10 protein-coding genes are annotated in these 11,325 nt (G+C 41.7%); 2 read left to right on the forward strand and 8 right to left on the reverse strand.

Features of this window, described 5'->3' with window-relative positions:
- Window positions 1–340 precede the first annotated feature (340 nt).
- The 5 genes from O9290_RS06255 to O9290_RS06275 form a co-directional block, all read right to left on the reverse strand.
- Window positions 341–1,237 carry an AEC family transporter gene (locus O9290_RS06255; protein ID WP_288054626.1) on the reverse strand — a complete coding sequence of 299 codons (897 nt, stop codon included), beginning with the start codon at window positions 1,235–1,237 and terminating at the stop codon, window positions 341–343.
- A gap of 49 nt (window positions 1,238–1,286) precedes the next feature.
- The gene (locus O9290_RS06260) at window positions 1,287–1,886 is read right to left on the reverse strand and encodes a Uma2 family endonuclease (RefSeq protein ID WP_288054628.1); all 600 of its coding nucleotides are present in this window, start codon (window positions 1,884–1,886) and stop codon (window positions 1,287–1,289) included.
- Window positions 1,887–2,047: 161 nt separating this feature from the next.
- Entirely contained in the window at window positions 2,048–2,308 is a 261-nt protein-coding gene (locus tag O9290_RS06265) for a hypothetical protein (protein WP_502846449.1), read from the reverse strand.
- Between the two features lie 15 nt (window positions 2,309–2,323).
- Window positions 2,324–3,187: a formylglycine-generating enzyme family protein gene (locus tag O9290_RS06270; RefSeq protein WP_288054630.1), complete on the reverse strand. Its 864-nt coding sequence runs from the start codon at window positions 3,185–3,187 to the stop codon at window positions 2,324–2,326.
- Between the two features lie 206 nt (window positions 3,188–3,393).
- Window positions 3,394–5,820 carry a dynamin family protein gene (locus tag O9290_RS06275; RefSeq protein ID WP_288054632.1) on the reverse strand — a complete coding sequence of 809 codons (2,427 nt, stop codon included), beginning with the start codon at window positions 5,818–5,820 and terminating at the stop codon, window positions 3,394–3,396.
- A 221-nt stretch (window positions 5,821–6,041) separates the two neighbouring features.
- On the opposite strand from O9290_RS06275, the gene O9290_RS06280 reads away from it, so the two are divergent.
- Window positions 6,042–7,682: a DUF655 domain-containing protein gene (locus tag O9290_RS06280; protein ID WP_288086823.1), complete on the forward strand. Its 1,641-nt coding sequence runs from the start codon at window positions 6,042–6,044 to the stop codon at window positions 7,680–7,682.
- Window positions 7,683–7,904: 222 nt separating this feature from the next.
- On the opposite strand, the gene O9290_RS06285 is transcribed toward O9290_RS06280, so the two are convergent.
- From O9290_RS06285 to O9290_RS06295, 3 genes are all read right to left on the reverse strand, one after another.
- Window positions 7,905–8,216: an MgPME-cyclase complex family protein gene (locus O9290_RS06285; RefSeq protein ID WP_002761404.1), complete on the reverse strand. Its 312-nt coding sequence runs from the start codon at window positions 8,214–8,216 to the stop codon at window positions 7,905–7,907.
- 67 nt (window positions 8,217–8,283) lie between these two features.
- A complete protein-coding gene (locus O9290_RS06290) occupies window positions 8,284–9,006 on the reverse strand; it encodes a pyridoxine 5'-phosphate synthase (RefSeq protein ID WP_288057450.1) in 723 nt (240 codons plus the stop codon).
- 59 nt (window positions 9,007–9,065) lie between these two features.
- The gene (locus O9290_RS06295; RefSeq protein WP_002761406.1) at window positions 9,066–9,410 is read right to left on the reverse strand and encodes a YbaB/EbfC family nucleoid-associated protein; all 345 of its coding nucleotides are present in this window, start codon (window positions 9,408–9,410) and stop codon (window positions 9,066–9,068) included.
- 263 nt (window positions 9,411–9,673) lie between these two features.
- Here O9290_RS06295 and O9290_RS06300 point away from each other — a divergent pair, with 263 nt between their 5' ends.
- A complete protein-coding gene (locus O9290_RS06300) occupies window positions 9,674–10,870 on the forward strand; it encodes a DUF4377 domain-containing protein (RefSeq protein ID WP_288086825.1) in 1,197 nt (398 codons plus the stop codon).
- The last annotated feature ends 455 nt before the right edge of the window (window positions 10,871–11,325 follow it).

The following is an 11,325-nucleotide window of genomic DNA, read 5'->3' on the forward strand; positions in this document are numbered from 1 at the left end:
GGGTGTGGGGTGTGGGGTGTGGGGTGTGGGGTGTGGGGAGAATAAATAAAATAATCTCCTATCTCCTATCTCCTATCTCCTGAATCCTGAATCCTGAATCCTGAATCCTGAATCCTGACTCCTATCTCCTGACTCGGAGAATCCTGACTCCTATCTCCTGACTCCTATCTCCTGACTCCTATCTCCTATCTCCTGACTCCTGACTCCTATCTCCTATCTCCTGACTCCTATCTCCTGACTCCTGACTCCTATCTCCTGACTCCTGACTCCTATCTCCTGACTCCTGACTCCTGAATCCTGAATCCTGACTCCACCAACAAACTTTGTCAGCAAACCCTAATTATAAATAGACTTTTAATAACCAAAGAAAGAAAGGAATAGTCAGAAAACTAGCAAGGGTAGTGACCACAACTGTGCGGGCCATTAAAGCGGCCGAACCACCGAATTCTGTGACTAAAATGACAGTATTAACGGCGGTGGGCATGGCACTTTGTAGGATGAGAATTTTTAGATCCATACCGGTTAATCCTAAACTATTGCCGATCGCAAATGCCAAAAGAGGAGCGACTAAAAGACGCAAACCGGCTCCTAATAATTCTAATTTACCGATCGCTAATTTTTGCTGAGATAATTGGATACCTAGGATAATTAAAGCCAAAGGAATTGCCGCTTGTCCTAGATAGCTAACACTTTTATCTAATTGCAGGGGAAGATGAAAAGAGAAAGTTTGAAAGCTAATGCCGATAAAAATTGACCAGATTAAGGGCAATTGAAAAACTAAGCGAAATCCTGAAAGAAAGCTTTTTCCTCGCAAATAAGCGGGACTAATACCAAATAAAAGAATACTAGAGCCAATCATATAGATTATCGCTCTTTCCAGTCCAGCCGCACCCAGGGCGAAACTAGCCACAGGTAAACCCATATTACCGTTATTGGGCATCACGGCGGCAGCCATGAGGCTTTTGCGGGTATCAGCATCGAGACTGAGACAATAGGCGATAATTTCGACGACAATCGCCATTACCAGTGAGATAAGAGCAAAGCCTAGGAGAATTAAACCGATATTGCTGCCGGATAAAGTGGTGCGATAGAGTCCATCAATCACCAAAGCGGGGGCAAGAATATACACCGTGATTTGGGAAAGGGAATGCACTTCAACAGTGAGAACTTTTCCTGCTATCACACCGATGAGGATGATAAAACCCACTGGAATAATAGCGGAGAGGATGACAAGCATTAATCAGGTAAAAAGTAAATAGTAAACAGAAAAAAACTGATCTGATTTTTTAACAGATTTCTGTTATATCTTCGTATAAAGATTCGATCGCACAGTGAAAATCGATACTAGCTAGATAAATATCTGCTCCTTTGCTGTAGGGATAAAGAACCCAGAATCCTTCGTCATTGCGACGAAAACAATCCACACTGATGCGTTCTTGACTGATAAGAACGTATTCTTCTAAAGTTTCAAGGGAACGATAGTCGGCAAATTTATCACCCCGATCTCGCTTCGCGAGCGCGTTGCGAGCAAAGGCAGCCGTAGTGGGGGATAATACTTCTACAATCAAGCGCGGATAACGGATAAAATCTTCCGAGAAAGACTGATTATCTCGCGAGTCGCAAGTAACTACAAGATCGGGATAAAAATAACTATTAGCTATTTCTAGACGAACTTTCATATCTGTGGCATAGACCAGACAACCACTACCCCGCAGCCGGTTTTTTAAAAGTGTGGCTAAGTTGATAATAATCATACCGTGGGCTTTACTTGCACCAGCCATGGCGTAGGTTTGACCGCGAATATATTCGTGTTTATCCTTGGCTATTCTCTCCGTTGCTAAATAATCTTCCGGGGAAAGATAGTTATGGTCAAAGTTAGCAATCATTTGGTTAAATCACTTTTATTGTCTCTAAAATCAATTCTAACTCTCGATCGAGGAGCGGTACATTTTTAAAAATTGTCTGACCAACACCTGCCAATTTTGCCAGTTGCTCGGCAAATTATTGAGCTAATTGACCGGCTCGGACAATATCTAGTAAAAAAGCCTTATCCCGCCACATAAATCACTTGTGCTGTCTCTAAAATCTCTCGTTGACGAATCCAATTATGACTCTGCTCGATCGATTTTTTCGTTAGCAAATCAACTTTCCGTCCCAATAAATTCTCTAATTCCCGTTTCATCCTCGAAAACTCCAGAAGTCCCCAAGAAACACTATCGGCTCTCTTGGGTTTGGTGGGTAAAATGTACTCTAAGACACATTCCTGCCAGCGAGCGACTGGAACTAACCACAAAGACACAAAGGACACAAAGATTGATCGGTTCTATAAAGGGGAATTATCGCTAACGACACGAAAACCGATATCATAGAGTCCAGCAGTAGCCAGAAATTTGACCCGGTAGGCCGAGCGACATTTGTTAGGGCCATCATTCCAGGAACCCCCGCGTAAAACTCGTCTGTCTTTATCTTCTATTGTGGCTGCTTCGTAGTTATCGCGCCAGTAATCTGCACACCATTCCCTGACATTTCCGTGCAGGTCGTAGAGTCCGAAAGGGTTAGCGACGGCAAACATTCCCACTGGTGTGGTTTCTCTGCGATCGCATCCTAGGGAACCTTCCCCATAACGACCATAACTGCACACTTTCCCGCCATAATCCCAGTCCACCCCGGAATAGTTGGCTAAATCAGTGGAAATTGTCGGGCCAAAGTGGAAGGGGGTTGATGTACCCCCCCGACAAGCGTATTCCCATTCTTTTTCTGCGGGTAAACGATAATTGAGTCCGGTGAGACGGGATAGGCGATCGCAAAATTCCACCGCTTCCCACCAGTTAATTTGTTCTACTGGGCGATCATAACCTTCAAAATGGGCCGGATAGGGATTAAGTTCAATATTTACCGGTTCTAATTTTGCCACCTCGCGCCATTGTCGTTGGGTAATTGGGTAGCGACTCAGACAAAAAGCCTGAATATTAACCGGAGATTGGGGACTTTGACTCAATTTCCAGCCTAACTCGCTTTTGGGCGCACCGATGAGGTATTGACCGCTAGGGATAGAAATCATTTCTAAAAAGGTTTTTTTGCTTAAAAAATATTTATAACCTCGATTAGTGACTTTTTCCCGTTTAATTTCCTCACCTTTGCCATTAACAGTGACCACTTCATCGATAAAATCTAACCATTCTCCCATTCTGCACCCCTCTATCGGTTATCGGTTGATCGGGTTCAGCTGCGAGCCTAAAAAAATCTCGCAACCTACCAGTTTAAGAATAACAAGACTTCGATCGCTTATCCCCCGATGAGTTTTAATTTTAATTAATTTTTTGCTTTGACAGCAAATCGGTTTTTGATAGATGGATGGTTTTCCCTCCACTTCCCACCTTCCCACTCCCCATATTAATTACTGGAGTGATTAACAACTTCAGGGACAATCTCTAATTCTTGTTCACCAATTACAGGTAAATTATTTTTCTGTAAACCCATAGCAGTTAAACAAGTATTGAGAGAGTTGATCGCTTGGTTATAATCCTCAATTTTTTGGTGAATTTCTTCCTGTTTGCGGGCATTATTCGCAATTTTTTCCGCCGCTTCCTGTTCTAAAGTTTGTTCTAGATAAGAACGAGCTTGATTGAACTGTTGTAGAATAGTATCCGCTTGTTTTTTTGCCATTGGTATCAACTGATTTTTCAGAGTATTATTAACAGTTTGGCGGAAATTTTTATGAATTGTCGCTGATACTTTTGGCTCAAAATCTAACTTAAGTAATTGACGGATAGCAGGTTCGGCAGCAAGAATACTTTCACAGTCATAACCTTGGGCAGTTTGTTGCACAGTTTGCCGAAATTGAAAGATCGAAAAAGTGCCTTCGTTGTAAAAATTATGATTTTCTCGTACATAGCGATCGCACTCAGTTTTTGCTTCGGAAATCAAGGCATGAATTAACTGCAATTCTAGCTGTTTTAGCTGATTTTCTATGCCACCATTGTTACCCAATAAACGATATACTTGCCGATAATAATCACCTTGCCTTACCGCATCTAAAAGACGCTGACAAAAGCGACTAATTAAACTGGTTGACTCCTCAATTAACACATCTTCTAGCTGGTTAGACAGATAATAAAAAGCTTCCACTAATACTGCTAATAAAGGTGCTGTAGCATTGCGAGGATGAGTTAAAGTCGCTTGCGAGTAAGCATTTTTAACAGAAAAAGTATTTAATAACTCATCCAATCTTGATACCATTCTCGCTTTCAGTTTCTTAAAGTCTTCCTCAAAGTTTTCATCGCTATTAACCACGACAGCATTGACATAACCATCGATATGTTTAGTTAATTTCTCTCCCACTTCCTTTAACTCTTGATTGAGGTGATTTAACTCCAGAGCTTTCATCGCCTCAATTTCTCGTGGTTGACTTTCTAAATCACTATAAATCCCTTGATAATAATTTTTGAGAGTAATGCAGAGAGATTGTAAATCATCGGCTAAATTAGCAAACAATTGCGGACGCTTTTCCTCCGTGAGATAACGAGTAATTGCCGTGCGAAATTCTTCGATACCGCTATCAGCAATTAACTGCTCTAGTAAAGGAGTTCCCCACTCGCTTAAAACTCGGAAGTAATTTTTATTAGGAGTTTCATAACCGTGGATGGAAACTTTAAAGGGAGTTGCCAGTAATTTACCGGAGTTGGCACAATAGTTATTAAACTCGCTGACAAATTGCGGTGTTTCTTCTTCTCCTCCTAAATTTTTAACACTTTCGGTAAAGATAGAATCTAAACCATAACGCTGATTAATATTGGTTTGATTTTTCACCTGATACCCATAAAACCCTAAAAGTCCGCTGGTTTTGTAAATGCGGAAAGTATCACGAAATTGCGTTTGAATTAGGTTTTCTAAACGCTGTTTTAGTTGGGCTGAGTACCAGGTTTCATCGATGCGGTTAAAAACATAAAAAACTCGATCACGAATACCAGCATTAGAGCGAATTTTTTCGAGTAATTCCGTTTCTTCTGTGGCTAATTCTCCCGCAGAAGCAGCCTTTAAAACACAAACCACTGCCGAAGTATCAGGATGCTCTATTTTACGATAGGCTAAGGCGGCATCTTTTTGGACTGGGGCATCAATACCGGGCAAATCTACCAAAACGTTACCATCTTTAAGGAGAGGATGATGACAGTAATATTCTAGACGTTTTAAGACGGCGCTATTGCTACCACGACGGGCAAAACTTGCCGCTTCTGCTAAATTAGAAAAGTGAAATTGTTCCATGGAATAGGTGGCATTATGCAGCGTATGGATCCGCTCACGATTTTGAGTAAATCCTTCAATTAATAATTTTAAACCCTGAGCTTGTTTAGCTCGCTCGGATTTGCCTTCTCCCCCTTCCTGTTCGATAATTTTTTGACAGTATTGGTTTAACTGACTACAGTATTCGGGGGAATTAATGTTACTGGGATTGGTTAATTGCAGATTTTGACAGACGGTATCGACTAAAGTACGAATTTCTACTTCGCTGAGAAAGGTTAAAACCACTCTTTCCTCATCAGCTTCTGCGTACTCAATATAACATTCCGTACCCGTTGCGTGTCCTTCGGCACTATACAGCAATTCTCGCTCTAAAAGTGCATTGATTAACATTGATTTCCCAGCACTAAAAGCACCGGCGAAAACGATTTCAAATTTGGGAGAAATGGCTTTTTGTAGGGCAATTTCTATCTTGCTGGTATCCTGTTGATTGCGGAGAGAGGATTCGCCTTTTAATAGTTCAATTATACTGTTAACATTACCAGCCAGATTACTGCATTGGGGTAAAAGTTCAGTCATGGTAAAACCCAAATCTAGAAGAACAGTGCTATTGTTCCCCAGATTATAACAAAATTCCCTAACTAGATGTCACATCTTTGGTCAGCGATTTAAGCAATCAAAGACAAAGCCATCGTCTTCAATCTAGAATCAGGATTGATTATAATCAATTTAGTACATACAGATTTCCGAGAACCTCCTTAGGTAAAAATTCCCTCCTGAATCCTAGGGTAATGATAATTATGTGGACAAAAATGGCAATAGATAAATTGAGATTAAAAAAAATTCGGCCTATGGGACAGTTGGGATTTTTGTTAGGAACAGTTTTTCTTTTGGGTGGCTGTCATTCTCTGAATGTTATCCAAAATCGTCCCCAACCCTTGCCCCAAGATCAATATATTCAAGTCTATTTTAATTATAATCAAGCCCAGGGTTCAAATTATACCGATCCCTATCGCCAAATTAATCGCCCGGGGGATAATTTAGAACAGGTTATTATTGATAATATCAACTCGGCCAAAAGTTCGATCGATCTAGCTGTGCAAGAGTTACGTTTACCCGCCATCGCTCAAGCTTTAGTTGCTCGTCAGCAGCAGGGAATTAAAGTTAGGGTTATCCTCGAAAATATTTACAATAAACCTATTCATACTTTAGCCAAAAACCAAGAACAATCAAGCGATCGAGAACAGGAACGTTATCAAAACCTTTTTGATTTAGTTGACATAAATCGAGATGGTAAATTAAGTCCAGAGGAAATCGCCCAAAGAGATGCAATTACTATCCTCAAAAAAGCGGGTATTCCCCTAATTGATGATAGTGCAGATCGCTCAAAAGGTAGCGGTTTAATGCACCATAAATTCATGGTTCTTGACAATCACACTACTTTAATCAGTTCAGCTAACTATACCTTAAGTGATATTCATGGAGACTTTTCTAATCCCAAAACTGTCGGGAATGCCAATCACTTATTAGTAATTACTAATCCCCCACTAGCTAGAGTTTTTCAAAGAGAATTTAATCTGATGTGGGGAAGGGAAGATAGTCCTAAATTTGGCTTAGATAAACCCCAGAGAAAACCACAAACAATTACTATCGGTAATAGTAGTCTGACGGTCAAATTTTCCCCCGATTCTACCGCTTATCCCTGGGCAATTACTAGCAATGGTCTGATCGGTGAAACTTTAAATCAAGCTAAAAAATCCGTGAATTTAGCCCTGTTTGTCCTGACGGAACAGCCTTTAGCTAATATTCTCGCCCAACGACATCAAAAAGGGATAGAAATTAAAGCTTTAATTGATCCTAGTTTTGCCTTCCGATACTATAGCGAAGGATTAGATTTATTAGGAGTTGCTCTCAGTAATAAATGTCGTTATGAACCAGATAATCAGCCTTGGCAAAACCCAATTAATACCGTAGGAGTTCCCGATCTAGCCCGGGGAGATAAATTACACCATAAATTCGGTTTAATCGATGATAAAATTGTGATTACTGGTTCTCATAATTGGTCAAGAGCCGCTAACCATCAAAACGATGAAGCTTTAGTTATTATCGATAATCCCACCGTTGCCGCTCATTTCGATCGAGAATTTCAATATCTTTACCGTACCGCTAAATTAGGACTGCCGGAAACTATTAAAAATCGGATCGAACAAGATAGAAAAAACTGCCCCCAATCTGTAACAATTAAAAGCGATCGCTTAATTAATTTAAACACCGCCACGCGAGAAGAACTAGATAGTTTACCCGGTATCAGTGGCAAATTAGCCGAAAAAATTATCGCTGCCCGGCAACAAAAACCCTTTACTTCCCTAGAAGATTTGGATCGAGTATCGGGAATCGGTCAGGGAAAAATTAGCAAGCTCCAAGGCAAAGTCAGCTGGTGATGATTGCCTCGTCTGTATTTTCTTCCACAGACAAAAACTAGCAATTTTCCCTTGTTACAGTAAGCTAAGTAGGTAGGTGTTAAAAATCGTCAGATACCCCCCTTATTAAGGGGGATCCCCCCGCCTATCGGCACCCCCCTTATCAAGGGGGGCAGGGGGGATCGAACCCAAAATCTATCTTCTATTTAATTAGAACCACTTACTTACCACAGTCCAAAAGGGTTATTTTAACGGTTCGGGAATACTATCGGAAGGAGCTTCAAACTGTCCAGTAATAACGTATTCTAGACGCAATTTTAGCCAAGTAATAAACTGTTGATTGAGAGAAACAATCGCCGCTGCCGGTTGGGGAGTTTTGTTTTTGATATCGGCAAAAGCGGGGGTATCTAAAAAAGCTGGATTGGCAATTAACCAAAAATCAATTTCTTGACCTTTTTCTTGATAATTCCTGATTCTTTCCTTCAAAACTTCCTTTTCGATCGCTTCTTCTTCTAAAAACTTTTGACTGGCTACCAAATAATAATAAGTTGTCATCATCTTTCCTTTAATTTTTCAGTGTAATTGTTCGTTAGTCGGGAGATTAGCTGATAGCTGATGGCTTTTACAATTGTCCACGCATAGCCAATTTCATTTCCCTAACAGCCCGTTCCAACCCGACCAAAACCGCACGACTGATAATTGTGTGACCAATGTTCAATTCTTCCATATTGGGCAAACAGGCGACGGCATAAACATTCCAATAGGTCAAACCGTGACCAGCATTCACCCGCAAACCCAGAGAGGAAGCGTATTCACAACCTTCTTTAAGAATTGTTAACAATGCTTGACGATCGCTCTCCTGTTGTGCTTCGGCGTATTGACCGGTATGGAGTTCGATAAATTTCGCCCCCGTATTAGCGGCCGCTTGAATTTGGGCAAAATCGGCATCAATAAACCAACTAACGGGGATATTAGCCGCTTGCAGGCGCTCTACAACCCGACAAAAACGGTCAAAATTGCCCAGCATATCGATCCCCCCTTCCGTGGTCACTTCCTGGCGCTTTTCGGGGACAAGGGTGACATAATCGGGTTTAATATCGAGAGCAATGGCGATCATTTCCTCCGTCGGGGCCATTTCCAGATTCAGATGAGTCCGCACCGTTTGCCGGAGAATCCGCACATCGCGATCTTGGATATGACGACGATCCTCGCGCAAGTGAACGGTAATGCCATCAGCACCACCGATTTCGGCCAAAACTGCCGCCGCCACGGGATCCGGTTCCACGGTGCGGCGCGCTTGGCGAATTGTGGCCACATGGTCGATATTGACACCCAAAGTCAGCAAAGTTGAACCTCCTTGTTTGTTAGTCCAACTTTCCATCTTACCATTGCCGTCAAAAGCGATTACATACTGGGGATATTTAAACCACTGGTCAGTTCTTCCATTTTGCTGCGCATGGTTTCCGTGGAGGCACTATAGGCGACTTTCATGGCTTCTAGAATAGACCCAGCCACAATCTCCAGATCTTGGGAGAGGAGAGCCGGATCGATTTCAATCCCCCGGGGTTCTTGGTTGCCACTGAGATAGACTGTCACCAAGCCATTTTCACTCTGGCCGGGAATTTCCATATTTTCCAGTTCTTCTTGCAGAACTTTGGCCCCTTGTTGCACCTGTTGCGCTTTTTGGAAAGCGTCTTGTAATTCTTTAATCTTACCGAGACCGAATCCGAATCCTTGTCCTTGTGCCATGATGTTTTTTTTGTTTAAGGGGTCACTCAAGGTTTTTATTGTACTGCTTAAGGTGAACTGGGGTCAACTTTTGGCCATTTGAGGGCAAAAAGTGATTATTGACAACGATGACTTTCTGACTGGGTTAAGGTTTGAGGGAACTTGTTCTCTCTTCATCCGTCACGGGATGGTCAGAAAGAGAAATCCGAAAAATTATCCTAACCACTCAGTCGATTACCCCACGCCATAATACAATTGTTGCTTTGACGAGGAGAATAGCAATTTTGAACGCCAAAAAAACGGGAATTTTCTTGACAATTGCCCTAAGTTGTGCTTTAGCGGGGAAAGCAGCGATCGCTAATACTTCCCCTTTGGAGGGGACTCGATGGAAACTAAGGGGGTGGACAGCCGGAAGTTTGGTCAAAGAAACGGAAATTACTGCCGCTTTCCAGAAAAATATCCTCAGTGGTTCGGCCGGATGCAACCAGTATAATACCGGCTATCAAGTCAATAATGGCACGTTCCAGATCAACCAAGCGATCGCTACTACCAAAAAAGCTTGTCCGGAACCGCAGATGAAACAAGAAAATCAATATCTGGCCGCCTTGCAAGGAGTGGAACAATTCCAAGTGACAGCTAAAGGCGATTTACAGTTATTTTATCGTACTCCCGAAGGTTTAGGAATCCTCACTTTTACCCCCGCACCGACCACCACGCGCACGGAAAAGACAATTTATATCAATTCTAGGAAACAACCCTGTAGCCAAGGACCAACCAAAGACTGTTTACAGATACGAGAAAAACCAGAGGAAAACTGGAGATTGTTCGCCAATAGTATCGAGGGATTTGATTATAAACCAGGATTTTTATATCAAATTAAAGTTAGCATTGAAACCGTCTCCAATCCAGCTAATAATCAAAATTCGGAAACATGGAAGCTATTAGAAGTTATTAGCCAAACCCCAGAAAAAGAGACTCCGCGAGCTTGGTTTGATCGACCGTTAACTAATTGGAATAAAGCCAAGGCACCTATCCCCAAATCTCCCGTTAAAACCGTGATTGATAACCAGTGTCGTGAACAGGTTCGTCCGGCAATTACTGCCAATGATCAAGCACTTAATAAAGCAGGATGGTTACTGTACGGGTCCGTGCAAACCTATGGTAAAACTAGCGTTATTTCGGCCATGAGTGGAGTGGATGGAATGTGCCGACCAATGGGTTATCAAGACTTTGTTTTTGTCGATGGTAAATTCGCTGGCACTCTTTCCCCGCGACCGATGGATTCCCGCACTGATGGTGCATCTCAGAGAATTGTTTTACAAAATAGCGATCGAATTATTGTGGTTTTTAATCGCTATAAAGATACGGATCCTCTCTGTTGTCCTTCCCAATTAAGTCGCGTTATTTATCAAATCGAAACAGTCAGAGGATTGCCAGTTGTTGTTCCCAAAGAAGCAGAAACAGAAGCAGTGAGAAACTAATTCAGTTATCAGTTATCAGTTATCAGTTATCAGTTATCAGTTATCAGTGAGATAGGGAGATAGGGAGATAGGGAGATAGGGAGATAGGGAGATAGGGAGATAGGGAGATAGGGAGATAGGGAGATAGGGAGATAGGGAGATAGGGAGATAGGGAGATAGGGAGATAGGGAGAAAAAGACTGGCAGCTAATAGCTTACTTTTTTATTATATCTCCCGCAAAAGTGAGTTTTTAATCGCAGATGCTATTAAAGTCCTTAATTTAAGGATTTTTACAGAAAAAGATCGCTTTTCTACTGCCAGGAAATAATCTATTTCTTGGCTCTTCGTTACTTGTTATGGTTCGATAGGGGGGCATAAATCGACTAAATCCTTATCTGGCAAGAGACTTAATTGATTAGTTCGCTCTAGATAAAAAACAATTGACAAAAATCGCTAAATGCCTTTCTATATAAGGG

Source organism: Microcystis sp. LE19-41.2A (genome assembly GCF_027530405.1).
Classification (GTDB): Bacteria; Cyanobacteriota; Cyanobacteriia; order Cyanobacteriales; family Microcystaceae; genus Microcystis; species Microcystis aeruginosa.

Bases quoted from the DNA above. Each gene is read 5' to 3' on its own strand.
- O9290_RS06255 (WP_288054626.1), bottom strand. From the start codon at position 1,237: ATGCTTGTCATCCTCTCCGCTATTATTCCAGTGGGTTTTATCATCCTC.
- O9290_RS06260 (WP_288054628.1), bottom strand. From the start codon at position 1,886: ATGATTGCTAACTTTGACCATAACTATCTTTCCCCGGAAGATTATTTA.
- O9290_RS06270 (WP_288054630.1), bottom strand. From the start codon at position 3,187: ATGGGAGAATGGTTAGATTTTATCGATGAAGTGGTCACTGTTAATGGC.
- O9290_RS06275 (WP_288054632.1), bottom strand. From the start codon at position 5,820: ATGACTGAACTTTTACCCCAATGCAGTAATCTGGCTGGTAATGTTAAC.
- O9290_RS06280 (WP_288086823.1), top strand. From the start codon at position 6,042: ATGTGGACAAAAATGGCAATAGATAAATTGAGATTAAAAAAAATTCGG.
- O9290_RS06285 (WP_002761404.1), bottom strand. From the start codon at position 8,216: ATGACAACTTATTATTATTTGGTAGCCAGTCAAAAGTTTTTAGAAGAA.
- O9290_RS06295 (WP_002761406.1), bottom strand. From the start codon at position 9,410: ATGGCACAAGGACAAGGATTCGGATTCGGTCTCGGTAAGATTAAAGAA.